The 25,160-nt window shown below is 54.6% G+C and carries 18 protein-coding genes; 14 read left to right on the forward strand and 4 right to left on the reverse strand.

Annotated elements, in window-relative coordinates:
• The first annotated feature begins 17 nt into the window (after positions 1-17).
• The 3 genes from WH50_RS00940 to WH50_RS00950 all read left to right on the forward strand — a co-directional run bounded on the left by WH50_RS00940 (position 18) and on the right by WH50_RS00950 (position 6,739).
• Entirely contained in the window at positions 18-1,106 is a 1,089-nt protein-coding gene (locus WH50_RS00940) for a CYTH domain-containing protein (RefSeq protein WP_110185621.1), read from the forward strand.
• Between the two features lie 259 nt (positions 1,107-1,365).
• Complete coding sequence (locus WH50_RS00945) at positions 1,366-2,385, forward strand: HD-GYP domain-containing protein (protein WP_110185622.1); 1,020 nt, start codon at positions 1,366-1,368, stop codon at positions 2,383-2,385.
• A 13-nt stretch (positions 2,386-2,398) separates the two neighbouring features.
• Positions 2,399-6,739 carry a response regulator gene (locus WH50_RS00950; RefSeq protein WP_110185623.1) on the forward strand — a complete coding sequence of 1,447 codons (4,341 nt, stop codon included), beginning with the start codon at positions 2,399-2,401 and terminating at the stop codon, positions 6,737-6,739.
• Between the two features lie 28 nt (positions 6,740-6,767).
• On the opposite strand, the gene WH50_RS00955 is transcribed toward WH50_RS00950, so the two are convergent.
• Positions 6,768-7,235, reverse strand: a complete 468-nt coding sequence (locus tag WH50_RS00955; protein WP_110185624.1) for a hypothetical protein — start codon at positions 7,233-7,235, stop codon at positions 6,768-6,770.
• A gap of 164 nt (positions 7,236-7,399) precedes the next feature.
• Between WH50_RS00955 and WH50_RS00960 the strand changes: the two genes are divergently transcribed.
• Both WH50_RS00960 and glnE read left to right on the forward strand, forming a co-directional pair.
• Positions 7,400-7,702, forward strand: coding sequence for a winged helix-turn-helix domain-containing protein (locus WH50_RS00960; protein ID WP_110185625.1), 303 nt, complete (start codon positions 7,400-7,402; stop codon positions 7,700-7,702).
• 145 nt (positions 7,703-7,847) lie between these two features.
• A complete protein-coding gene (gene glnE, locus WH50_RS00965; protein WP_110185626.1) occupies positions 7,848-10,775 on the forward strand; it encodes a bifunctional [glutamate--ammonia ligase]-adenylyl-L-tyrosine phosphorylase/[glutamate--ammonia-ligase] adenylyltransferase in 2,928 nt (975 codons plus the stop codon).
• Positions 10,776-10,877: 102 nt separating this feature from the next.
• On the opposite strand, the gene WH50_RS00970 is transcribed toward glnE, so the two are convergent.
• Entirely contained in the window at positions 10,878-11,873 is a 996-nt protein-coding gene (locus tag WH50_RS00970) for a branched-chain amino acid aminotransferase (protein WP_110185627.1), read from the reverse strand.
• A gap of 524 nt (positions 11,874-12,397) precedes the next feature.
• Between WH50_RS00970 and waaF the strand changes: the two genes are divergently transcribed.
• The 9 genes from waaF to WH50_RS01015 all read left to right on the forward strand — a co-directional run bounded on the left by waaF (position 12,398) and on the right by WH50_RS01015 (position 22,747).
• Positions 12,398-13,429, forward strand: a complete 1,032-nt coding sequence (gene waaF / locus WH50_RS00975; RefSeq protein WP_110185628.1) for a lipopolysaccharide heptosyltransferase II — start codon at positions 12,398-12,400, stop codon at positions 13,427-13,429.
• 22 nt (positions 13,430-13,451) lie between these two features.
• The gene (gene rfaC, locus WH50_RS00980; protein ID WP_207780121.1) at positions 13,452-14,453 is read left to right on the forward strand and encodes a lipopolysaccharide heptosyltransferase RfaC; all 1,002 of its coding nucleotides are present in this window, start codon (positions 13,452-13,454) and stop codon (positions 14,451-14,453) included.
• Positions 14,450-15,268: a glycosyltransferase family 2 protein gene (locus WH50_RS00985; RefSeq protein WP_243409938.1), complete on the forward strand. Its 819-nt coding sequence runs from the start codon at positions 14,450-14,452 to the stop codon at positions 15,266-15,268. Before rfaC ends, WH50_RS00985 begins: the two co-directional genes overlap by 4 nt.
• Positions 15,268-16,386: a glycosyltransferase family 9 protein gene (locus tag WH50_RS00990; RefSeq protein ID WP_110185630.1), complete on the forward strand. Its 1,119-nt coding sequence runs from the start codon at positions 15,268-15,270 to the stop codon at positions 16,384-16,386. Before WH50_RS00985 ends, WH50_RS00990 begins: the two co-directional genes overlap by 1 nt.
• A 62-nt stretch (positions 16,387-16,448) precedes the next feature.
• A complete protein-coding gene (locus WH50_RS00995) occupies positions 16,449-17,513 on the forward strand; it encodes a glycosyltransferase family 9 protein (RefSeq protein WP_133251209.1) in 1,065 nt (354 codons plus the stop codon).
• Positions 17,514-17,518: 5 nt separating this feature from the next.
• A complete protein-coding gene (locus tag WH50_RS01000; protein WP_110185654.1) occupies positions 17,519-18,634 on the forward strand; it encodes a glycosyltransferase family 4 protein in 1,116 nt (371 codons plus the stop codon).
• Entirely contained in the window at positions 18,634-20,469 is a 1,836-nt protein-coding gene (gene asnB, locus WH50_RS01005) for an asparagine synthase (glutamine-hydrolyzing) (protein WP_110185632.1), read from the forward strand. Before WH50_RS01000 ends, asnB begins: the two co-directional genes overlap by 1 nt.
• Entirely contained in the window at positions 20,466-21,581 is a 1,116-nt protein-coding gene (locus WH50_RS01010; RefSeq protein WP_110185633.1) for a glycosyltransferase family 4 protein, read from the forward strand. Before asnB ends, WH50_RS01010 begins: the two co-directional genes overlap by 4 nt.
• On the forward strand, positions 21,581-22,747 hold the full coding sequence (locus tag WH50_RS01015; protein WP_165838258.1) for a glycosyltransferase family 4 protein: 1,167 nt from the start codon (positions 21,581-21,583) through the stop codon (positions 22,745-22,747). Before WH50_RS01010 ends, WH50_RS01015 begins: the two co-directional genes overlap by 1 nt.
• A 51-nt stretch (positions 22,748-22,798) precedes the next feature.
• Here the strand turns inward: WH50_RS01015 and WH50_RS01020 are convergent, their stop codons facing one another.
• Both WH50_RS01020 and WH50_RS01025 read right to left on the reverse strand, forming a co-directional pair.
• Positions 22,799-24,028 carry an O-antigen ligase family protein gene (locus tag WH50_RS01020; RefSeq protein ID WP_110185635.1) on the reverse strand — a complete coding sequence of 410 codons (1,230 nt, stop codon included), beginning with the start codon at positions 24,026-24,028 and terminating at the stop codon, positions 22,799-22,801.
• Positions 24,021-25,145: a glycosyltransferase family 4 protein gene (locus tag WH50_RS01025; protein WP_207780123.1), complete on the reverse strand. Its 1,125-nt coding sequence runs from the start codon at positions 25,143-25,145 to the stop codon at positions 24,021-24,023. Before WH50_RS01025 ends, WH50_RS01020 begins: the two co-directional genes overlap by 8 nt.
• Between the last annotated feature and the right edge of the window lie 15 nt (positions 25,146-25,160).

A 25,160-nucleotide genomic window follows, 5' to 3' on the forward strand; every position in this document is an offset into this window, starting at 1 on the left:
CACAGGAAGCCCTAATAATGAGTCATGAAACCGAACTGAAACTAAGCCTGTCGCCTGCCTTGGTGGACGCGTTGCTGCACCACCCGCTGCTGCAACAGGCGGAGGATCAGGGCAGTAAAACCCTGTTCAATACCTACTTCGACACCCCTGATCTGGCACTGCAACGCAACCGGGTGGCGCTGCGTATCCGTCGTGCTGGTGAGCAGTACCTGCAGACCCTCAAAACCCAGGGGCATAGCCTTGGCGGGCTGCACCAGCGAGGCGAGTGGGAATATCCACTGGCAGGGCCGGTTCTGGATCTGTCGTTGCTGCCGGAAGGGGCCTGGCCCGCATCGCTGGAGCAATGTCTGGAAAAGCTGACACCAGCCTTCACGACGGATTTTATGCGTCATCAATGGCGGCTGCACTGGCGTGACAGTGATATCGAGCTGGTGCTGGATCAGGGCAAGGTGCTGGCAGGTGAGCGCACGCAGGTCATTTCCGAAGTGGAAATGGAGCTGAAACAGGGACAGGTGGCAGACCTGTTCAGTCTGGCTGAGCAGCTGGCACAGGACTTGCCGCTCTATGTCTGCGATATCAGCAAGGGGGAGCGTGGCTATTGCCTGTTTTTGCAACAGGAGCCGCGGGATCAGGCTGTCCCCCAGCTGGAGAGTGATGCCAGCCACGAGCAGGTGTACGAGCAGTTGTTTGGCTATTATCTGAACGGCTGGCAGCGTCACTGGGAAATCTATGCCAGCACCGGGCTCAGCCGCCATCTGGAGCGGGTACGGAGTCATATTCGCTCGCTGATTGATGTCATTCTCAGCTTTGCGGCGGTCATTCCTACACCGGACAAAGCGGTGGCACAGCAGTTGTCCCTGCTGGAGGCGCGCTTATCGGGAATGCTGGCATTTCGCACCATTCAGGGGCTGACGGGTCTGGAGCACAGCCCGCTGCTGAAGCAGGAGCGACTGAACTCACGCGAAGCCTGGCAGCAACTGGTGGATGAACCCTGGGTGGGGGCATTACTGCTGCGGCTGAGCGCCTGGCTGGTGTTGAAGCAATGGCGGCTGCATGCGGATGCCGAACAGCGAACACAGCAGGCCGTCAGCTTTATTGGTTCGTGATGGCCAATAGGTTTTGTCGTCAAATGCTGTCAGGCCGAAATAATTCTGACTAAATGACTGAGGTACACTTACTCTTTTTTTGCTGGTGTGCCGCCGCGGCATGGGCTGTAAGCGACAATGGTGGCAGACCGTGAACACGTCAGGCAGCGTTACCGGCAATATTGATTGCACTACAGAAGCTGGCACCTTTGCCGGTGGGTGCTGGTATCTCCTCGACGGGCGCGTTGACTGGCGGTTGTTCACGTATTAAGGAACAGGCATGGGTAAAGCAACGATTCTGGTGGTGGATGACAATCCGGAAAATATTGACGTACTGGTAGGCGCTTTGGGTGAGGGTTACCAGCTACGGGTGGCGCTCAGTGGTGAGAAGGCATTGCAGATTGCCCAGCGTCAGCCATTGCCGGATATCATGCTGCTGGACGTAATGATGCCGGGGATGGACGGCTATGAGCTGTGCCGTCGTCTTAAGCAGGATGCCCTGACACAGCGTATTCCGGTGATGTTTATTACCGCCCGTAACTCCAGTGAAGATGAAGTCAAAGGGCTGGAGGCGGGGGCGGTCGACTTTATCGCCAAACCCATCAATCCACGTATTGTCAAGGCCCGTGTGGCGGCGCAGCTGGCACTCTACGATCAGCAGAAAAGCCTGTCGCAGCTGGTGCAGCAGCGCACCTCCGAGCTGCAGCTGGCACAGCAGAAAATTATCCAGTATCTGGGCAAGGCGGCAGAGTACAAGGACAACGAGACCGGCATGCATGTGGTGCGGATGAGTCACTACGCCTATCTGCTCGCGCATGCCATTGGCATGGATGAAGAAACCGCGCAGCTGCTGAAGCAGGCTGCCCCCATGCATGACATCGGTAAAATCGGTATTGCGGATCATATCCTGCTCAAACCGGGCAAGCTCGATGCCGCGGAGTGGGCCGAAATGCAGCGTCATGTGCAGTATGGTCTGGATATTCTCGGTGACGATGACTCCCATCTGCTGCTGACGCTGGCCCGGGAAATCATTGCGCATCACCATGAAAAATGGGATGGCAGCGGTTATCCCCAGGGTCTGCGAGGCGAGGAAATTTCTCTGGCAGGACGCATCGTGGCGCTGGCCGATGTGTTTGACGCACTGACCTCAGTGCGCCCGTATAAACCTGCCTGGAGTGATGAAGATGCTATCGGGTTTATCCGTGACCAGTCAGGTCAGCATTTTGAGCCGCGGCTGGTGGATACGTTTGTTGCACTGATGCCACAGATTCTGGAAGTACGCGCCCGTTACGGCGATTGAAGGGAAACTGGGTATGCAGCCTGGCGATCAGACACAGCAACCGCTTGCCGAGCAGGGCGCGGGTTCCTATCACAGCATTCGTAGCAGCATGACCTGGGTAATGGTCACCCTGATTACCCTGATCGTGTTGCTGTTTTTCCTCTTCTTTCAGCAGCTGATCATCAGTCCCACCCTGCGCAATATCACGCAGCTGCAGCTGGATAAGGTTAACACCCGGGTGGGCAGGCAGGTTGACAGCCTGCTGGATGAAATTCAGTCGCAACAGGGCATGGTCCGCAGCTGGATGCAGGCCGATTTGCTGCGCCCGTTCACGCTGGAAAACTCCAGTCAGTGGTTGTATCCACTGATGCGCGAGTATCCCTATATTTCTGCGATCAGCTTCTATTCCTCGACCGGAAAGTTCTTTGTGGTTGCGCCGGTGGAGCATCAGCAGTGGCAAAACTTTTCCGGCTACTGGAATACGTCGGAGGCCACTACCTGGCGCAAGGTCTGGGATGAACGCAGTGGCGACATCAGCGATCAGCCAACCCGGGAAAATGTACCTCTGGCCGGTATGGCCTGGAGGCAGACATTGCAAGAAGCGTTGCAATCAGGCCCGGAGCAGCGCTTCAGCTGGTCAGTGCCTTATCTCGATCCGCGTAATGATCAGCCCGTCATCGACCTGACCAGCACCCTGAGCCTGAGCAACGGTGAGCGCATACTGGTGCGCTTCAATGTGCGTCTGGATCTGCTGATCCGCAGTCTGGACAGTACCTATGTCAGCTATAACGGTCGCTCCACCGTGCTGGTTGGCACCAGCAGCAGTCAGGTAGTGGCCGGTACACTCGATAAGGATCCGATTAATCGTTACCTGATTCAGCATACTCAGGTCGTGCCGGCCGCTTTCTTCCAGCAAGGCTTACTTTTCAGCCGTCAGGGACAGGCAGAGGTGCATTTTGACAATGGCGGACACTGGACCGGACTGGTATCGCGCTTTCGTCGCGGTGAGCTGATTTTCCTCGGCATTGCCCTGGCACCGGACGATGACTTTGTGCCGGACTTCAGTCAGCGCTACATCTACAGCCTTGGCCTGTTGCTGCTGTGTCTGCTGGCGGCAGCGCTGGCCATCGGCTTTTATGCCCGGCGGCTGTCGAAGCCGCTGACCGCATTGGTGCGTCTGAGTCTGCAATTTGCCGAGGGCCAGTTTGCTGATCAGCCGATCAATGGCAACCGTATCAGGGAGCTGGAGCAGCTGCTCAGTGCCACCCGCACCATGGGGACACAGCTGGAGCGTTCTGCCCGGCATCTGCGGGCAACCAATTCAGAGCTGGAAGAACGGGTGGAGCGCCGTACCCGGGAGTTGAGTGGCCAGTTGCAGTTCCTGCAGTTACTGCTGGATACCCTGCCTTATCCGGTGTTTGTCAAAGATGGTGAAGGTCGCTATGTGCTGTGCAATCGGGCCTTTGAGCAGTTCAATGCGCTGCAGCGTGAGGAGATTATCGGCAAGAACCTGATGGACGTCGGCTATTTGCCTGAGCAGGACAATCTCGATACGCACAGCTGCGATATGGCCCTGATTCACAGCCAGGGGGAATATCAGGGCGAAGGCCCGCGTGTCTGCGGCGATGGTATTAGTCGCTATTGTCTGTTCTGGGGGAGGGGGTTCCGCCAGGAGGATGGGCACTCCGGCATGATTGGCATTATTGTTGACCTGTCACAGCAGAAGGAAGCCGAGGAACAGTTGCGGGTGATTTTCGATGCCTCGGCTGATGCCCTGTGGTTGCTGGAGGGGCAGCAGTTACTGGAGGGCAGCCCGGCGACACGTTCCTTGCTGCGTCTGCCCGCCGATGCGGTCCTGGCGGGGATGCGGCCGTGGCAGGAACCGTTCTCCCCGCAGCGGCAGGCTGACGGACGCTTGTCTGCCGAGCTGATGGGCGAGTATATGGAGCAGGCGCTGCACAGTGATTATCCGGTGCGCTTTGAATGGCTGTTCCGCTGCAGCGACAACAGTCTGCTGCCTGCTCAGGTCGCACTGCGCCGCGTCGTGCTGCGTGGTCGTCCGGGACTGATGGCGGTGGTGCATGACATGAGTGAGTTCAAACAGCTGGAGATCATGCTGCGCCGGGCCAAGCAGGCGGCGGATGAAGCCAACCGCATGAAGAGTGATTTTCTGGCCAATATGAGCCATGAAATCCGCACCCCGATGAATGCCATCATCGGTCTGGCCCATCTGGCGCTGCTGACCGAACTGAACCCAAGGCAGTATGACTATCTGCAGAAAATCCACGGCTCGGCGCAGAGTCTGCTGGGCATCCTCAATGACATTCTCGATTTCTCCAAGATTGAAGCAGGCAAACTGCATCTGGAGCAGGTGCCCTTTGATCTCAACGATATTATTCAGCAGGTGCGGGTGCTGATTGGCGGGAGTGTCACGGCCAAGGGGCTGGCATTGCAGTTCCAGCAGGACAGCGATGTGCCGGTCGGCTTGTTGGGTGATCCGCTTCGATTGCAGCAGGTGTTGCTCAATCTGATGAGTAATGCGGTGAAGTTTACCCATCAGGGTGAAATCAGCCTGCACATCCAGCGCTGTGCTGACCAGCGTCTGCAGGCAGGAGAGGTGCGTCTGGGCTTTGCCGTGCGTGACAGTGGCATCGGTTTGACGGTCGAACAGCAGGCCAGGCTGTTTGAGGCGTTTGCGCAGGCAGACACCACCACTACCCGTCGTTATGGCGGTACCGGGCTGGGCCTGAGTATCTGCCAGCGGCTGGTGCGGATGATGGGCGGTCAGGTGGAGGTGCAGAGTGAGGCGGGTGTCGGCAGTACCTTCTCTTTCTCCGTCGTGCTGCGTGAGGTGGCTATCCAGAGCCTGCCGCGACCGACCTTGCCGGTGGAGCTGAAAGGCGCCGAAGTACTGGTCGTGGATGATCATCTCAGCGTGCGCTATGTGCTCGCCCAGTATCTGGAGGCGATGGGTTTTAAAGTCACTCAGGCCAGCTGTGGTGAGGAGGCGCTGGCCTGTTGTGCTGACCGCCACTATGCGCTGGTATTGCTGGACTGGAATATGCCGGATATGGATGGCTGCGCGACGCTGGAGCTGATCCGCCATCTGCCCGGACCACCACCTGCCGTCATCATGGTGTCGGCCTACAGCGACCAGGAGGTGAAAGATCAGGCGACGGCCCTGCAGGCTGCTGATTATCTGGTCAAGCCCGTCAGTCAGTCACAGCTGGCGGATGCCATTATCAAACTCTTCGGCAGTGGTCGGGTGGAAGGGATACCTGAGCAGGTCATGGTCAGTGAGACCCAGGACGGGGGGCAGCCGCTGGCCGGGCGGAAAGTGCTGGTGGCCGAAGATAACGAGATCAATCAGCAGATCATCAGTGAGTTACTGCATCATGCCGGTATCGATGTGGTGCTGGTGGGTGATGGGCAACAGGCGCTGGCGGTGCTGGAGAAGGATGACTTTGATGCGCTGCTGATGGACGTGCAGATGCCTGTCATGGATGGCCTGACGGCAACTCGCCAGTTGCGGCAGCAAGCGCGCTGGGCATCACTTCCGGTGATTGCCATGACCGCCAATGTGATGAGCCGGGATCGTCAGCGCTGCCTGGATGCCGGGATGAATGATCATGTCGGCAAACCTATTGATGTGGCTGAACTGTTCAGAACCTTGACGCAGTGGCTGCCTACACCCGCCCGTAACGGTGACAGGGAATTCGACAGCGCTGCTAAAGTAACAGGCCAGACAACGTCCGCTGAACCGGCTTTGCCTCTGCCTTTACCTGATATGACCACCGTGCTGGATAGCGAGTCCGCCATCGCTAATATGGGCGGTGATCGCGCACTCTATCTGCGGGTACTACAACGGGTAGCAGAGTCTCACAAGCAGACCTGTGATGAGCTGAAGCATGCCTACCAGCAGCAGGACTGGTCGCAGCTGGGTCTGCTGCTGCATACCCTGAAAGGGTTAAGCGGCACTATTGGTGCGGGCGCTCTGGCTGAACTGAGCCAGCGGCTGGAGCAGCAGACCAGCAAGCAGCAGCGCTGGTCCGCCACTGAACAGCAGGCGTTGCTGGATGGGATGCAGCAGGTACTTACCGCTATTGAAGCACTGCTAGGGGATGAGGATGATGGAGTTTCCTCAGTCGAAGTGATGCCGATTGAAGCTGTCACCGGGGCGCCTTCAGCCGGGCAGCTGAGTGCACTGCGCAGGTTACTGGAGGATGATGATGCTCAGGCTGCGCAGATGGCTCGCGAGTTATACCAGCAGTATGGTCAGCTGGCACAACTGCAGCGTATTGCTGTGCTGGCGGGAAGTTATCGTTTTGAGGAGGCGTTGCAACTGCTGGTGCAGATGGATCAGGGCGAGAGCTAAGCTCGCTCTCGCCTGAGGTGTGTGCTACTTAGTTACCGTGCTTGGTCAGGGTCAGGGTGCCTGGGCAACCTGCATTACCGCGGCCAAGTGCAAAGACCATTTTGCCGGTCCCTGTAGTCTGCTGCAGATCAATATTCATCAGAATTCGGCTGCCTGAGTCATAGCTACCGGGATCATCCGCACTGAATCCGCCACTGGTGGTAGCGGAAACAAAGTAAATGTGACCAGACTGATCCACATAAGTAGGCTGCTCAGAGGCCAGATCGCCACTGATCTCACCGTCTTTGATGCGAAGCTCCAGCGATCCCTTGTCTTCATTACAACGGAAATCATAGAGTCCGCTGCGGATTTCGCCTTTTGGCATGACATAGTTAAGAGTCCATTGGCCATCAAACTTGCCCGTTTGATCGCGATTTTCCTGCTTCACAGCCGTGCTGACGCAGGCGGTTAGGCTGGAGACAAGTGCTAATGTGACTGCAACGGGGAACAGACGCATAAATAACCTTTCCTGGTTTAATGTTTTCAAAATGTTACATTGAAGGCGCAATATATCAGCCAATGTAAAGAATGCAAATGACTGATTTTGTTGGTTGCTAGCCGCCGGACAGTAGAATCTGTTTCGCCCTTGATAGGGTGAATTAACAAAGGGATACAAAAAGCGTGGTGTCAAAACAGCAGAAGGCTTTTTATCGCAAACTTTATCTCAGCTGGCTGGTGGCTCAGCAGGAGCACAACCTCACCAGTCTGGTCGCGCTGACCGCCATGCCGCGTCGGACGATTCAGGATACGCTGGCGGATTTGTCTGACATCGGTATCGACTGCCAGTTTGTTCAGCGTGAGGGCGGGCGACACAATGAGGGTTATTACCAGCTGTGCAGCTGGGGGCCGATCAGTCCTGCATGGATAGAAGAACATCTGCAGGAATTGCTGCAGGCGCTGGCACCGTCTGACGCTCAACAGTGACTGGTGGGTTCGAACGAAAGAACTGCAGAGTGCTGATCCTTATTTGGCTAGAATAAGCCGAGCTATATGCCCTTGTGATCATGCCTTACCGCCAGTTATGGGAGGTAGCAGGCATGATCGACAGACAATAAAAAAGGAGGGGCCGATGGGCACTCTTATTCCCGCCACCCGCTATTCCCCGCCCACCGCCCTGTTACCTGCTGAGCTGGCGCAGCTGCTTCAGCTGCAGGTGGCCAAACTCATTGAAAGTCCCTTCTGGACACCTGCACAGTGTGACCAGCTGCAACAGGCTTCTCCCGCTGATCACCCGGCGTGGTGTCAGGTTGCGCTGGGCAGCGACTATGTTGTCGAACAGTGGCGGCGCCATCCCGACTGGTTGTTTTGTCAGCTGCAAGGACAGACGCTGACGTCGGTCGATATCTGGGGTGATGAACTGCAGGCGCTGGTGCTGTCAGCGGCCGATGAGCAGGCGCTGCAGAAAAATCTGCGTCTGTTCCGCCATCGGGCTATGACCGACATCATCTGGAAAGACCTCAATCGCATTCACTCCACCCAGCAAACCACCGCCGTGCTGTCCCTGCTGGCAGACAGTTGTATCCAGGCTGCTATCGACTGGCATTATCCACGCCTGTGCGAGCGCTTTGGTGTGCCTGTCGGGCGGGAGTCCGGCAAGCCACAGCAGCTGGTCGTGCTGGGCATGGGCAAGCTGGGCGCGGAAGAGCTGAATCTGTCGTCCGATATCGATCTGATTTTTGCCTTTGAGGAAAAGGGCGACACTCAGGGCGGTAAGCGTGAGCTGTCCAATGAAGAGTTCTTCGTCAAGCTGGGACAGAAGGTGATTCAGGCTCTGGATCAGCAGACCGTGGATGGCTTTGTGTTTCGCGTGGATATGCGTCTGCGCCCCTATGGCACAGCCGGTACGCTGGCACCCAGTTTCCTTGCTATGGAGACCTACTATCAGGAGCAGGGGCGGGACTGGGAGCGCTACGCCATGATCAAGGCGCGGGTGGTCGCCGGTGACAGGCAGGCCGGTGAGCGTCTGCTCGACAGCCTGCGTCCCTTTGTCTATCGCCGTTATCTGGACTATAGCGCCTTCGAGTCGCTGCGCAGCATGAAGCAGATGATCAATCGGGAAGTCCGGCGCAAAGGGGTTGAGCACAATGTCAAACTGGGACGGGGCGGCATTCGTGAAGTGGAGTTTATCGCTCAGGCGTTTCAGCTGATCCGTGGCGGGCGTGACAAGCGTCTGCAGCAACGGGAACTGCTGGCCATCCTGCCACTGTTGCCTGAGGCGGTGGGTATGCCGCGAGCGGTGGTGGATCTGCTGACCAAGGCCTATCTGTTCCTGCGTGATACTGAACACGCCATTCAGGCCCAGGCGGATCAGCAGACCCAGTTGCTGCCCGATGACGCGCTGTTGCGACAGCGTCTGGCCTGGGTTATGGGCTGTGATTCGTGGGAGGCATTCAGTGTGCTACTGGAGTCCCATCGGCAGCAGGTGCGCCATCACTTTGATCAGGTGATTACTGACGTAGAGGAAGACAGCAGTGAGGCCGACAGTGGCGGCGAGGCCTGGATCGGCTGCTGGGATGCAGAGGAAGGCGATGAGGTCTCTACCGCCTGGTTGCAGGAGCAGGGGTTCAGTGCACCAGAGCGGGTGTTCAAAGCCATTGTCCATCTCAAATTGAGTAAGGGCTATCAGGTGATGCAGCCTATGGGACGAGAGCGACTGGTGGCGCTGGTGCCGTTGCTGATGCCGTTGGTGGCCAGACAACCCGAACCTGAGCAGACGCTGGAGCGGGTACTGCTGCTGGTGGAGGCGGTGCTGCGCCGTACAGCTTATCTGTTACTACTTAGTGAGAACCCGCAGGCCTTGGAGCAGCTGGTGCGCTTATGTGCGGCAAGCTCCTGGTTTGCCGAGCATCTGTCGCGTTATCCGGTATTGCTGGATGAGCTGATCGATACCCGCGCGCTCTACAAGCCGATGGACAAACAGCATCTGCGTGATGAGCTGAACCAGCTGATGCTGCGTATTCCGGAGCAGGATACCGAGCAGCTGATGGAAGCCCTGCGCTATTTCAAACATGCCCAGGTGCTGCGTACGGCGGCAGCCGACATAACCGGTGTGCTGCCCCTGATGAAGGTGTCTGACAGCCTGACCTGGCTGGCGGAGGTCATTCTTGAACGGGTGTTGCAGATGTGCTGGCAGGCGCTGGTTGATCGTCATGGCAGGCCGCGGCGTGAGGACGGCGAGCCGTGCGACCCGGATTTTATCATTGTGGGGTATGGCAAGCTGGGTGGCATCGAGCTGTCCTACGGCTCTGATCTGGATCTGGTATTTGTGCATGACGCGTCAGTGAACGGTGAAACCGAAGGGCCAGACAAACCGGTGGCCAATCAGGTGTTCTTCACCCGGCTGGGACAAAAGATTATCCACAGCCTGACGACCTTCACACCGTCCGGCACCCTGTATGAGGTTGACATGCGTCTGCGGCCCTCTGGCGCTTCCGGGCTGCTGGTCAGCTCACTGAAAGCCTTTGTCAGCTATCAGGACAATGAAGCCTGGACCTGGGAGCAGCAGGCGCTGGTCAGAGCGCGGGTGGTGGCGGGGTGCCCACGACTGGCACACCGCTTTGAGCAGGCCAGAGTGAGCTGTCTGGCGCGGGGACGCGAGCTGCCAGCCCTGCGGCAGGATGTGCTGCAGATGCGGCAGAAGATGCGGGACAGTCTCGGCAGCGGTGGTGAAGAACAGGCTTTCCATCTGAAGCAGGATCAGGGAGGCATCGTCGATATTGAGTTTCTGGTGCAGTTCATGGCGCTGGCCTATGCCGAGCGTTATCCCCAGCTGGTGCAGTATTCCGACAATATCCGCATTCTGGATGCCGCTGAGCAGGTGGCGCTGTTGAGTGAACAGGAAGCGGAGACCTTACGTGAAGCCTATAAAACCTATCGCGCGGCGGGGCATCGACTGACGCTGCAGAATCAGTCCGGCGTGGTTACGGATGGCCAGCTGGATCAGCTACGTGAGGCCGTCAGTGCACTGTGGGAGAAGTTGGTAGTGGCCGACATGTGACTGAGGTTCAGCAGGTCGTCAGCAGCGGAGGGTGACTGCGCCAGATACGACAAAGGGAATCCGTCGATTCCCTTTGTTATTTCAGCGGCTTGAATGGCCGTTTCAGATGCTGGTCAGCCAGCCAAACTTGTCTTCACTCACGCCCCACTGCAGATCGTTCAGCGCTTTGCGCAGCTTGACGGTGGTGCTGCCTACGCCGCCTGAACCGATAGCAATGTCCTTGCCATGGTGAATCAGTGTGCCGACAGGTGCCAGGACGGCAGCTGTGCCGGACAGGGCCGCTTCGGTGCCGGGCTTGGCGGCACGTTCAAGCAGCTCGTCCACGCTCAGTTCACGCTCGCTGACTTTCATGCCCAGATCGCGGGCCAGGGTCAGAATGGAATCACGGGTCACGCCGTGCAGGAAGCTGGAGTCCAGCGCTTTGGTGATGATTTCATCGCCGTCGATCAGCAGGAAGTTGGCAGCGCCGGTTTCCTGTACATCGCCGTTGGGGCAGAACAGCACCTGATCGGCCTTGTATTCAGCCTTGGCCTTCAGGGTTGGCATCAGGGCACCGGCATAGTTGCCGCCGCTCTTGACCATGCCCATGTGCGGTGGGCAACGCATGCCTTCATCATCCACCAGCAGGCGCAGTGCACGGTCACCGCCAGCGAAGTAGTCGCCGACCGGAGACAGCAGAACGTACATGCAGGAGCTCAGTGAAGGCGCGGCGGCCTTGCCGACAGCGGCTTCAGTACCGATGTGGGTGGGGCGGATATACATGGAACCGGGGCGGGCGGGTACATCTGCCGCAAAGCGCGCGACGATGGTCTTGATCATGTCGGCCAGCAGATCCTTATCCACTTCAGGCAGCGACAACAGCTGTGAGCTCTGTGCCAGACGGGCAATATTGCGGTCCATGCGGAAAATCTTGATGGAGCCGTCTTCGTGGCGGAAGGCTTTCAGCCCTTCGAAACAGGTGCTGGAGTAGTGCAGCACATGAGCACCGGGGTGCAGCTGCAGGCTGTCGCTGGGCACCACATTGGTACCACTCCACTGTTCACCATCAAACCAGGAAATTGCCATTTCAGGCATGAAAACGGAGCCAAAAGCCGCCATAACAGATCATCCTAATGTTGTCGCTGTTAAGCCTGACTCACGAAATACTTCGATGAGTGAAGAAGGGTTCGTGAGGTAGCCTGGGAGTTGCTGGTTTCGGCCCCGAACGCTGCTGACGGTTGGCGGTGGCTCTACCTTCATTCATCTAGAAGTTAAGGTAAGAGGTACTGGCAAACATCATCTCTGCGAGCTGAGCAGAGGTCGATACCTGGAAAGTCCTGCAGTTGAACTGCAAGGCTTTGATTGTATGCATCCCGACTGAAAATGGAATTGGCGTGACCAGGATTATCTTGCGTCGGGCTGGATTATAGTGTTGCGCTATGCCTGGAGTGGGTCAGCAGAGTGCAAGGGATGGCCTTTACAGTAGTTTTTCCAAGGAGGGTTAATTATCATGGCCTGCTTTCGGGGGATGACACTTTTTCGGTGCTTTTCTGCTTAAGATCGACGTTGTGCGCTGATTTCTTTTCAGTGTTGCGGGTCTGGTCGGGAGAATAGGCTTCCGGCAACTTCAAAATGGTACGCGAGTGAAGATACTGATCGTCGGGCCGTCCTGGGTTGGGGACATGGTCATGGCTCAAACCCTATTCAAACTGTTGAAGCAGCGTGATCCGCAGGCCGAGATTGACGTACTGGCACCGATATGGAGCCTGCCTTTGATGGCGCGTATGGCCGAAGTTCGCCACGCGATTGCCATGCCGCTGGGGCACGGCAAGCTGGATATCGGCGTGCGCCGGGCGCTGGGTAAACAGCTGGCCATCAGCGGTTATGATCAGGCTATCGTACTTCCCAACTCTCTCAAGTCAGCGCTGGTGCCTTGGTTTGCCAGTATCCCCAGGCGTACCGGCTGGCGCGGTGAGATGCGCTACCTGCTGCTGAACGATATACGAGTGCTGGACAAGGCCGCTTTCCCGCGCATGATCGAGCGCTTCGCCGCGCTGGCAGGGCCGGCCGTCAGCCACGCCAGCGAACTGCCAGAACTGCCCTGGCCCGAGCTTCAGCCTGACCTCAACAACCAGCATCTGCAGATGCAACGCCTCGGACTGACACTGGACAGACCCGTTCTTGCCCTGTGCCCAGGTGCGGAGTTTGGTGAAGCCAAACGCTGGCCGGAAAGTCACTATGCTGAGGTTGCCGCTCACTACCTGCAGCAAGGCTGGCAAGTGTGGCTGTTTGGTTCGGCCAAAGACCAACACGGTGCTGCAGAAATTATCAGGTTACAGGCAGCAGACCAGCAGGCCCGCTGTTTCAATCTGGCCGGTCAGACTGAACTGGCCGATGCCGTAGACCTGCTGGCGCTGGCGCATGCCGTGGTCAGCAACGATTCCGGTTTGATGCATGTGGCGGCGGCGCTGCAGCGACCTCTGGTGGCTGTTTATGGTTCCACCTCGCCGACGTTTACCCCGCCCCTGGGTCAGCAAGTCAATATTGCTCGTACTGGCATTGACTGCAGCCCCTGCTTCCAGCGCAGCTGTCCTTATGGTCACTATAAGTGTCTGAAAGAGTTACCCCCGCAGCAGGTGCTGACAGCCCTTGCACAGGTGGGCGCCAGACCATGATCGGGCAAGTACAGGAGGGGATGTGAAGCGGGTTCTGATCGTCAAGACCTCCTCCATGGGAGATGTGATTCATACGCTGCCTGCCCTGACCGATGCCCGTCAGGCGGATCCGAGTATTGTCTTTGACTGGGTGGTCGAGGAAGGTTTCAGTGCCATTCCCAACTGGCATCCCGCCGTGGAGCGGGTTATTCCGATAGCCATCCGGCGCTGGCGCAAGCATTTGCAGGATGCCACCACCTGGCGGGAATGGCGTCAGTATCGGCAGGAACTGCGTGCGCTCAACTACGATGCCATCATTGATGCTCAGGGGCTGGTGAAAAGTGCCTTTTTTGCCACACGTCAGGCGCGTGGGCCGCATTTTGGTTTTGACTGGCACAGTGCGCGTGAGCCTCTGGCCAGCCTGTGTTATGACCGGCGCCTGCGTGTAGTGTGGGGGCAGCATGCGGTGGAACGTACCCGGCAGTTATTTGCGCAGGCATTGGGTTACCGCCTGCCTGACCAGTCAGGTGACTTTGGTCTGCAGCAACGCTTTCCCTGGCAGCGTAACTCACAAAAAGTGGTGTGCCTGCATGCCACGACACGGGCAGACAAACATTATCCGGAAGAATACTGGCGTGACGTGCTGCAGCGGCTGGGCGCAGCGGGTTTTCAGGTGCAGCTGCCCTGGGGCCTGAAGCGTGAGCAGCAGCGGGCACAGCGACTGGCGGAAGGGCTCGGCCATGTTGAGGTGCTGCCCAGGCTGGGCTTGACTCAGGTGGCAGAAGTGCTGGCGGGAGCCCGTGGTGTCATTGCGGTGGATACCGGACTGGCGCATCTGACGGCTGCACTGGGTGTGCCCAATCTGATGCTGTTCGGACCGACTGATCCGGCACTGGTAGGAGGCTATGGCGAACGTCAGTGTTGGCTGGAGGCGAGGCAGTTCACTGCACCGGAGGGCAGTGTAGTGGAGCCGGAAGTCTTTCGTAGCCTGACACCTGAGCGAGTATGGCAACGATGGTTACAGTTGCTGGAGGAAAGTCAGTGAAGCGTCGCAGTCGGGAGCCGCTGTCGGCAGTCATTATTGCTTTTAACGAAGCATCGCGAATCCAGTCCTGCCTTGATTCGCTGGAGTTCTGTGACGAAGTACTGGTGCTTGATTCAGGCAGCAATGATGGTACTCAGTCCCTATGCCGGCGCTTTGGTGCCAAGGTGGTGCATCAGGATTGGCTGGGTTACGGGCCGCAGAAGCGCAAGGCCGTCGAGCTGGCCCGGCATGACTGGGTGCTCTGCCTGGATGCTGATGAACAGGTGACACCGGAGCTGCGTGCCAGCATTGAGGCGGCGATGCAGCAACCGGTGCTGGCCGGTTTTCGTATGCCACGTTGCAATCTGTTTATGGGGCGCTGGCTGCGCCACGGAGAAGGGTATCCGGACTACAGTCTGCGTCTGTTTGACCGTCGCCAGCTGCAGTGGACGGCCGATGAGGTCCACGAAAAGGTGGACTGGGTGGATGCCAGCCATGGTCACGAGCGTCGGGTAGGTAAACTGAAAGGGGATCTGCTGCATGAGTCAGCAGAAAGCCTGGAGCAGTATTTGCTCAAGCAGAATCGCTATACCAGCCTGCAGGCCGACAACCTGATTGCCCGCGGCAAGCGTATCAGCAGCAGCAAGCTGGTTGGTAGCCCGATCCTGCGATTTCTCAAGTTCTATCTGGTGCGACAGGGGTTCAGGGACGGTGTCCCGGGGCTGGTACATATCGCTATTGGCTGTTTCAACAGTTTTATCAAATATGCCAAGGTGCGGGCTTATCGAAAGCCTGATCGCATTGCTGCCGAAAATGACTTGGATGAGAAGTTTTAATGCCAGAGCAAGCAAAGAAAATCCTTGTCATTCGCCGAGACAATATTGGTGATTTAGTATGTACCACCCCTTTACTGCTGGGGCTGCGGCAACGTTATCCCGATGCCCATATTGCGGTGCTTGTTAACTCATATAACGCCGCTGTTTTATCTGATCACCCAGCGGTTGATGAGGTATTTGTTTACGAAAAAGCTAAGCATCGAGAGGCCCATCGATCACGCTGGAGTGTATATCTGGGCACTGTTTTAACGATGTTAAAGTTGCGTAGGCACTATTGGGACCGTGTTTACCTGGCGGGCTCTGCTTATTCTGCTCGGGCTGCAGAGTTTGTTTCCTGGCTGAGGTGTCAAAATGTCATCGGTTATGCGCCGGTAAACGGGAAAGACAAGCGAATCACCCATCGTTTTGAGGGCGAGATTGCCGATTTTCATCATGTTGAGGCTGTGTACAGGCTTGGTCTGCATGATGGTATTCCTCAAACGATACCGCCCATGCTCATACGATCTGTCCCTGCTGTCCGACAGCAGTTACAGTCGTTGCTACCAACGCGTGTGGGCAAGACACTGGGCATCCATATTAGTGCCCGTAAAACGTGCCAACGCTGGCCTGTATCCCAGTGGGTGGAGCTTATTCGGCAAGTACTGCAGGCGAGTCCTGACTTAAGCATTCTCTTATTCTGGTCACCTGGAGCAGAAGATAATCCTCGCCATCCTGGAGATGATGCTAAAGCTTATCGGATATTGCAGGAGGTAGGGTCAGCCAACGTCCAGCCATTAGTGACGACTAAGCTGGAGCAGTTGGTAGCTGGCCTTGATCTGTGTGATTACGTGCTATGCAGTGATGGCGGGGCAATGCATATCGCCGCTGCGCTTGGGAAGCCTATCGTTTGCTTGTTTGGTCAAACGCCTGCGCAAACCTGGCATCCGTGGGGGGTGCCGCACCGACTGCTACAACCTGAAAGTTGCGATGTGATCGATATCCGGATGGAGCAGGTATTAGACGCCGTAGTCAGCCTACTGGCAATAAAAGCCGATGATCACGATTGCCCTCTAAGGAGCGCTGATGTAACAGCGTTATTTAACGCAGGTGATGTGCTGCTTGAGTCTCCTCATGCCTAGTAGTTTGTCACGTGGTATAGAGTGCCGACTGTGATGTCGTGCATTGTGTTTGAGTTTTCCCTTTGGCCTGCTCTTTAAGGTACCTAATATCAATGCCGCCAGAATTTAAGCCTGTTGAGATCGAATCGCCCAAGCATATTCTGGTCATATTGATGGCACGGTATGGCGACATACTTGCGGCTACTCCTGCATTACGAGCACTCAAGCAACACTATCCAAAAGCCTGTGTGACGGTACTGAGCCACCATGAGCGAGGTAGAGTGCTTGAAGGGCTGCCGTTTATTGACCGTCTTATTCGTACCGGTAAATTCAGGCTGAAGTGGCTGCAGTATTGGCCTTTCCCCCGTTATGACCTGGGTGTTGTATTTGGCAATAACCTGCAGGAGTTACGCTTGGCGCGCAAGCACTGCCAGTTTGTAGTGAGTGAGGCTGTAGCGGATATTTCTCAGTCGGGTCTGGTGGATATTCAGGTGTCTCCTAGTGAAATGCCGCTGCATATTGTGACTGACCGCATGCGATTGGTGAGTGCATTTGGCGTTAAGCCTGCCGGTATGAGGTGTGCGTATGAGGTGCTGGAGGGCGAGCAACAGCAGGCCGAGAGGTGGTTAAAGAGCAATAGTGCGGAAAATGGCTCTCCATTGCTGGGGATTCAGCTGTCTTCATTCCCCACCAAGTCTTACCGTGATTGGCCATTGAGCCACTGGTACGGATTGATTGAGCAAGTGTTCTCGGCTTATCCCAACGGGAGAGTTGTGTTGTTAGGCGGGAGAGAGTCAGTGGATAAAGCACGTGACGTCGTGACTCATTTTCACGGAGATAGTCGTATTTTGTCCGCAGTTGCATGCTTCTCCTTCCGTCAGAATGCTGCGCTGATCAGCATGCTTGATCTGTATGTCGGGCCTGACACTGGACCAACCCATCTGAGAGGTGCTTTGGCGTTGCCGATGGTTGCCCTCTATCATCACTTCCCCTCTCGCTTGCGACCTCTGGAGCATCCTTCATTGATAGTGATTGCTCATCCAGATGCAGAGAATGGCGGTGAGCATGATATGTCCCAAATTGATGTGGAGACAGTATGGCAGGGCTGCAAAGCACTGCTGGAGTCAACAGCCAGGAGCACTGATTGAGCGTCATGCCAAAGAGAAAACTACATATAGTCCATACTGAGAGTTCATGTGGCTGGGGGGGGCAGGAGCTACGTATCCTCAGCGAAAGTCAGGGATTGATGTCTCGTGGGCATAGAATAACGCTGGTGTGTCCGTCTGAGGCTGACATTTACAACGCCGCTGTGGAACGAGGTATCAACGTCGTATCTTTGCCTGTCGCCAGAAAAAAAGTGTCAGCTTTGATGGCGTTGAGGAGATGGCTGGCAGCTAATCATCAGGATATTGATGTACTTAATACACATAGTTCGACAGATTCCTGGTTAACAGCGCTGGCATGTCTCAGTTTGCGAGACTCACCTCCGATCGTGCGCACACGCCATGTATCCTCCCCCATCAGCAAAAAGGCATCCTCCCATTGGCTGTATCAGCGGGCTGCACAGCACTTGGTTGTGACAGGAGAACCATTGCGGCAGCATTTAGCCGAGCACAATGGGTTTGCGTTATCGTCCATGACCTCTGTGCCGACAGGGATTGATTTGAACCGTTTTGGCCCCGGAGATCGTGAATCGTTGCGCAGGCATGGGCATCTGCACGGAAGGATTATTGGCATTCTTGCGACGCTGCGTAATTGGAAAGGGCATGCTTACCTATTCGAGGCATTCGCTCAGTTAAAGGGTGAGTACTCTGATCTGTCATTGCTGGTAGTGGGTGATGGTCCACAGCGACACAACCTGGAGCGCCTGGCGCGAGAGCTTGGCATTGAGGAGAAAGTGCTTTTTGTTGGCAATCAGCACAATCCAGAAGACTGGCTCAATATGATGGATATCTTTGTGCTGCCTTCCTACGGCGATGAAGGTGTTTCTCAGGCTGTCATGCAGGCAATGGCTACCCGGCTGCCTGTTATTACGACAGCGGTTGGTGGTATGCGAGATGCTGTCCAGCATGAAGAGACTGGCCTACTGGTGGACATTCGCAGCAGTGTTGCCATTGAGCAGGCATTACGGTGTTACCTGGATAACCCGGCCTTCGCAAAGAGAATGGCAGAGGCGGCGTTCGAGCGTTCACAACGTTATTTTGGCCTGGAGACCATGCTGGATCGCATGGAAGCCATTTTCGACAGGTTTTCCAGGGGCCATCGCTGATGTGTGGTATTGCAGGTTTTTTTAATCTTGCCTCAGGGCAGGGCGAAGATATTGTAGAGCCAATGTTGCGCTCACTAGCGCAGCGAGGCCCCGACGCTCAGCATTGGTGTGGGTGGAATCAGCAAGGCGAAAGGGTCAAGCAAGGTGTGAGCCACGGCATGTTGCATGCGCGCTTATCCATTCGCGATCCTCGGCCAGAGGCTGATCAGCCCATGACCTGCAGTGATGAGGACGTTTGGCTTTGCTATAACGGCGAGGTCTACGGTTGGGAAGATGATGCTGACATCCTGCGTGAAAACGGAGCAGTGTTTAGAACCCGCTCGGACAGTGAGTTTATTCTGCATGGCTATCGTTATTGGGGAATAGAAGGGCTGCTGCCTCGTCTCCGCGGTATGTTTGCTATCGTATTGCTGGATTGGCGTACGCGTAAGGTTTGGCTGATCCGGGACCGCCTGGGGCTCAAACCGCTGCTTTATCATCATAGCGAACAGGGGCTTGGATACGCTTCTTTACTGCGGGCGCTGATACCTATGGTGCCAGCGGCAGCTCGCCAGTTTTCTGCCGCCGCCATTGATGCCTACCTGACTCACCGCTATGTACCGGCCCCTCATACCATACTTGACGGTGTTAACCGTCTGGAGAATGGGCATTACCTTTGCTACGACCTGGATACTGGTTCGTTAGAGAAAAACTGTTACTGGAGGCCGGAAGCAAAGAACTCGGACTATCGTCAGTGTCTTGACGATAGCATCAGGCTGCGCACCGTAGCTGATCGTCCTGTGGGTATGCTTCTGAGTGGTGGTGTGGACTCCACTGTGCTGGCTGCACGTCTGAACGCTTTAGGGTTTAGCAATCTCAAGGCATTCACTGCCAGCTTTCCGGGTGACAGCCTCGATGAGGGGGACGATGCGTGCTCTACAGCTGAGCAGTTAGGTATGCCATTTCATAGAGAGGTTATGCCAAACTCGATCAAAGCGGATTTTGAGCGCATCGTTGCGGATATGGATGAACCTTTTGCTGATCCGTCCTGTATTCCTCTCTGGTATCTGGCACGACGTACTACTGATGAGGTCAAGGTTGTCCTGAATGGGGATGGAGGGGATGAACTGTTTGGTGGCTATAAGCGTTACCAACAACATCTCAAACGGCACTTTCGTGTTGGGATTCGATTGCCTTGGCGGAAAAGCCCGGCCAGTTTAAAACGTAAAGGTCTGTTGAAAGTTATAAACGAGTGGCAGCTGAGCTGGCAGGAGGCTTACAGTTTACGTTTCTCCGGATTTACACCAGCTCAACGGCGAGCGTTGCAGCCTTCCTTACCCCATTTCCCCGCGCATTACTGGCGAGCACCTGACTGGCAGGCTGATGATCCCTTGCAGCAACTGTTGGCGATAGACATGGCCAACTACCTCCCAGAGTACATTTTGCGAAAAGCTGATCTGACGACAATGGCCCATGGCCTGGAGGGCCGGTCTCCTTTGCTGGACCATATTTTTGTGCAGCAGGTTATGGGGTTGCCAGCCTCGCAGCGCTTCACTCAACCAGTTAAGCAGGCTTTGGCGTATGCCTGCGAGACGTTGCAGGGGCTTAGTCCTTTCCATCGTAAAAAACGTGGTTTCAACCCGCCGTTGCAGCATTGGCTTCTCAACGATCTGGCTCAGTACTATGACGGGCTTGGTCGGCGCTTACAGGTGATTACGAGGGGGCAGTTGAACGAAGTGGCTATAGAGTCGCTGGTTGCACGTTACCGACGAGGTGATGCTGCCTATGCAGAGCAGGTGCTACAGCTATTGATACTTGATATCAGCCTGCAGCAGCTTTCTAGGATCATTCAATGAAAATTGCTTTTATCGACGTTACAACGACGGTGTCGTATGGCGGAGTACAGACGGCTGTATGGCAACTTGCCGTCGCACTGACTGATCTTGGTCATGAAGTTCATGTGTATGGTGGTAGTGGAAAGCTGGAGCCTGACTTAGCCGGGCGCGAAGTACATATACACCGTTTTTCTTTCACTCCCAGGGAACGAGTGCTGGATCTCGGAAGTCGGTTCCAGCGTTTGGTTGAGCGTTGGTCTTTTTCTCGCCATGCACGCCAGCATTTCATTGCACAGCACTTTGACTGGGCTGTACTGACTAAACCGTTTGATTTTTTTTGGCCGCGCCTTATGCCCAAACAGCATCGGACGCGTTTTGCTTTTATGAGTGGTGGCACTGATTTTATTCGTGGTGACCGTAAACTTGCGCAAGGTATTTCGGCGTGGTTGGCCTGTAGTAACTTCAATGCATGGCAGCTACAGCATCACTTCAAACGATTCCCTACGGTGATGTTCAACGGTGTTGATACTGCAGTGTTTCATCCGCAGGACGGGAGTGAAGCGCGAGCAACGCTTGGCTTAAATCCACAAGATATCGTCATCGGCTTTGCAGGCCGTTTGGTCGGCTGGAAGGGATTGTCGGTAGCGGTACAGGCGTTAGCAGATTCACGTCTGCACTGTCACCCCGTGAAGCTACTTATTGTGGGGGATGGTGAAGAGAGGTCTCGTCTGGCTGAGCTGGCGAAAAAACTTGGTGTAGCGGAGCGGCTGATCATGCCAGGCGCTTGTGCTCATGCGCAATTACCCAAGCTCTATGCCGCATGTGATATGGGAGTTTTTCCCAGCATTGGTGATGAGGCATTCGGTATCACTATTGCTGAGGCAATGAGTTGTGGCTTGCCGGTTGTTGCCAGTTACATCGGTGGCATTCCAGAAGTGGTGGGTAATGAGGGTGGTAGCGGGCTGCTGTTTACTCCCGGCCATGCCCAGGATCTGGCGGATCAGTTATTGACTCTTATCGAGCAGCCTGAATTGCGAGCCCGTATGGGGCGCGTGGCTCGTCAGCGTATTGAACGGATGTTTACATGGCGTATGGCTGCTCAACGCTTACTAAAAGTGTTGGAGTCGCACTGATGCGTATTGCTTATCTTGACCCTCATCGGGTTCCTGATCCTGCGACGGAATCACTGCAGATTTTGCAAACCGTCGATGGTCTAGCTCAAGCAGGGGCGAATGTATATGTGATTACCCCTCAGGCGCAGTGCTCTGCAGACAGCCTGCTGGGGCGGCAGGTACATGAGCGAGCGCAGTTTTTTGGGTTAACGGATTACTCTCGCCGTTGGTGGCACATTTCAAAGTCTAACCGACTGTTCTATCGTCAGGCCTTGGCGTGGCTGCGGAAGAATGATGCAGATGCAATATTGGTACGTAACCTGAAGTTGGCAGAACGCATCCTCAAAGAGGGTATAAAGATTCCTCTGATATTTGAAACGCACGAAATTTTTAGCCAGACATATCGTGAAGAACATGTTGTCCCCACCAGGAAGGAGCAGAAAAAGCTTCATTCTTTAGAAATACGTGAGGCTTTCGTTTATCAGCATGCCAGTGGCATTTTGACCCTTACTCAGGCTCTGGCAGACGATATTCAAGACGTATTTAAGGTCGATACTCCTATTCATGTGGCACCAGATGGTGTTGATCTTCAGTTGGCAGCAGAGGCTCTGAAAACTGTACGCCAGCCCAATCATGAGCCCGTCATGCTGTACCTTGGTAGCTTGCATCCATGGAAGGGGGTCGAGACTCTGATCAGGGCAATGCCGCTGGTGCCTGTCGGGCGGCTATGGATTGCTGGCGGTGGAGAACTGCGGATTGCTGAACTCAAGCATTTGGCTACGCAATTGGAAGTGCTGCAGCGGGTAGACTTTCTGGGGCCCATCGACCCCTTACAGCGCTTCGAGCTTATTGCTCAGGCTGATATATGTTTATTGCCTCTCACTCAATCAAGCATTGCCAGTCGATACACATCTCCACTCAAGTTATTTGAATATATGGCTATGGGGAAGGCGATTATCAGTGCTGATGTGCCCTCAATCAGAGAGGTTTTAACTACAAGAGTAGATGCATTGTTATGCGATCCAGAGGATATTGAGGTTTTTGCAGAACTTATGAGTTGTCTGGTTTTGGAGCCTTCGCTGTGTGAGAAGCTAGGCAACCGTGCATCATCTGTAGCAAAAGGGTATTCATGGCTTGCTCGTGCAGAAGGGATAGTGAAATTTATCAGCGGTCTTAATGCAGTATAGTTATTGCAATGGTTATTAAAGTCATTTCGTTGGCAGTCTTACATGAAGCGACTATTCTTTCATTATGCTTTGGGATTTGCGTTGCTGAATGAGCACCCCTAAAGTGACTCCTACAAGTACTCCCCAGAAGTTGAATTCTGGCATCTCAACTATTCCTCGAACTAAATTCTGACCAGTGAATGATAGCCATAGAGCAAGTAGTAAGCTTTGATCAATGCTATTTTTTTCTAGCCGAAAAGCTGTAGTTAATGGATACCACATCATTAATAAGCAAAAAAGCAGAGTACCCAGCAGTAGAAGAACACCACCTTCTGCCCATTGGCCTAACAAGAGGTTGTGTGGCCCCATTGCAGATTGAAATATCCACTCAGGGTGGGACGGTAAAGCGGAGTTGTAGGCTGTAGTGTATTGGCCATAGCCGTAGCCTAGCCATGGATTAGCTTTGATTAATTCTATTGCGGCTCCCCATACCCCATCACCTGCGCGACCGTTGCTAGTGGTTAGGGTTAAATGACTGAGGATGCTACTGGGGGCGAATGTGAAAGTAGCTAGTATAGCCACACCTGCAAGGGCTAAAAATAAAGCCTGTTCATGTCGCTTTAAGCAGAGAGTGAGCCAAAGCAGGCCTATAAATGCTGCGGCGAGCATTGCTCCTCGTGTGTTAGTACCAATCAGCAGGGCTATACAGAGTATTAGGATAACGGTCAAAAGGATGCGCTTATATATTGTACTTGTCTGCGGCCAAAGCAATAAACCAAATGGTAGCAAAATGACAAGTCCATCTGCTCGAGCTCTATGCGCATATGCATCTGACACGGGGTACTGATCTGGTAATAACCATTCCAGGAAATATTGCAGCAAGTCGCCAATTTGTGTTGCCACTAAGGCAAAAGCCAGGGAGCAGAGGACAAAACCTGACATCTTGCGGGTTTGCATAATGATGGCGATTGCCAAAGGTGTTAGAAATAACTTGAAGATAAGTAATGAACTAACTTCGGACCAACTTTTGTAGGGGTTTTGTGAAATAAATACACTATATAACAGAGTAAATAAGAAAACGGCATAGCCAAAAAAGAGGGGAGTTTTAATTGTTTTGATTAATGTGTCTGGTCGGTGGTATGCGCAGTAAATACCACTTAACATTAGTACTGAGGCCGCAATTTCTTTAATGCTTGTTGGCGCAGAAGAAAAGAAGCTTGCCAAATGGATGAAAAGTGCCCACATGCCGATGAATGTGGCCTTGATCAGTGACTTTGGTTGATTTAAAGAGGCGTCATGCATGATTTGCTATATTTCTATAAAGTTGTAATAAGCATTGTTCTAATGATGTGTCGCTTATATGGTCAATTAAATTTGGGGCTTGTCTTTCCCTTGCCTCTCTTAATGGCTCGAAGTGCAATGAAAGGGCTTTGTGGTCAAGGGCGTCAATAACTAACCCAGGAGCCCCATGTTCAATCAGTTCAGCTCCTCCACAACTACTGCTAGTTATTATTGGTAGTCCGCATGCTAGTGCCTCCCATATCACATTTGGAAATGGGTCATAGAGAGCAGGATGTACAAGTACATCTGCTGCACCATAATAAGGTCGTACATCTTTCTGTACTCCTACAAAATGTATTCTATTGGCAAAGCGGTGTTTCTCACAAAAGTGTTGATACTGTCGCTGCTGCTTATCTCTGCCAACAACTATAAGATGCAGGTCTTTTCGCGGACTTTCTGCCATTGCCCTCAGTACGCACATGAGGCCTTTACGTAAGAAACCTGAGCCGACAAATAGTAGGCATGGAGCCTCGGCTGGAATGCCAAAACGCTGGCGATACTCAACTCTAAAGGACGTCACATTAGGATTGAATATGCTAGTGTCCACGCCATTATAAATGACATGTAGCTTAGCTGGATCTATATCAAAATGGCGCAGAATATCATTTTTGACCATCTGTGAGTTACAGATAACGGCGCGTAACTCAGGGTGAGTGAACATCTCCCGTTCTGTGTTCAGCACATAGCGATGATAAGGGTCTCGCTCCTGCCACCAGCGAGCCAGTGGAGACAGAATTCGCGCGCGTTGGTTCAGCCATTCACGATGTACGCCGTCTCCGGCTCGATAGAGGGTGCAGCCGGGAATCCGCTCATGGGATTGCACGATATCAAAATTATTTTCTGCCAGTATCTGAAGTGCTTTCTGATTGAAATCCCTTTCTTTACTTATTCTTCCCCGTTTTGGAGGATTGCAGCTAATAGAGTGAAATGGACTGGAAGCGTCGCTAAGCCATTGGCGGGAGACGATCGAAACGTCTAGTTCTGAGCGCTGACTTAGAAGTTCCAGTGCTCGGCTTACAAAGCGCTCTGCACCTCCGTCAGGTCGGTACTGCTGGCGTATTATCGCTAGTTTGATCATGGCTATATCTGGAGT

This window comes from Pokkaliibacter plantistimulans (assembly GCF_003194385.1).
In the GTDB taxonomy this organism is placed as follows: Bacteria; Pseudomonadota; Gammaproteobacteria; order Pseudomonadales; family Balneatricaceae; genus Pokkaliibacter; species Pokkaliibacter plantistimulans.

Bases quoted from the DNA above. Each gene is read 5' to 3' on its own strand.
- WH50_RS00940 (WP_110185621.1), top strand. From the start codon at position 18: ATGAGTCATGAAACCGAACTGAAACTAAGCCTGTCGCCTGCCTTGGTG.
- WH50_RS00945 (WP_110185622.1), top strand. From the start codon at position 1,366: ATGGGTAAAGCAACGATTCTGGTGGTGGATGACAATCCGGAAAATATT.
- WH50_RS00950 (WP_110185623.1), top strand. From the start codon at position 2,399: ATGCAGCCTGGCGATCAGACACAGCAACCGCTTGCCGAGCAGGGCGCG.
- WH50_RS00955 (WP_110185624.1), bottom strand. From the start codon at position 7,235: ATGCGTCTGTTCCCCGTTGCAGTCACATTAGCACTTGTCTCCAGCCTA.
- glnE (WP_110185626.1), top strand. From the start codon at position 7,848: ATGGGCACTCTTATTCCCGCCACCCGCTATTCCCCGCCCACCGCCCTG.
- WH50_RS00970 (WP_110185627.1), bottom strand. From the start codon at position 11,873: ATGGCGGCTTTTGGCTCCGTTTTCATGCCTGAAATGGCAATTTCCTGG.
- WH50_RS00990 (WP_110185630.1), top strand. From the start codon at position 15,268: ATGCCAGAGCAAGCAAAGAAAATCCTTGTCATTCGCCGAGACAATATT.
- WH50_RS01000 (WP_110185654.1), top strand. From the start codon at position 17,519: ATGCCAAAGAGAAAACTACATATAGTCCATACTGAGAGTTCATGTGGC.
- asnB (WP_110185632.1), top strand. From the start codon at position 18,634: ATGTGTGGTATTGCAGGTTTTTTTAATCTTGCCTCAGGGCAGGGCGAA.
- WH50_RS01010 (WP_110185633.1), top strand. From the start codon at position 20,466: ATGAAAATTGCTTTTATCGACGTTACAACGACGGTGTCGTATGGCGGA.
- WH50_RS01015 (WP_165838258.1), top strand. From the start codon at position 21,581: ATGCGTATTGCTTATCTTGACCCTCATCGGGTTCCTGATCCTGCGACG.
- WH50_RS01020 (WP_110185635.1), bottom strand. From the start codon at position 24,028: ATGCATGACGCCTCTTTAAATCAACCAAAGTCACTGATCAAGGCCACA.
- WH50_RS01025 (WP_207780123.1), bottom strand. From the start codon at position 25,145: ATGATCAAACTAGCGATAATACGCCAGCAGTACCGACCTGACGGAGGT.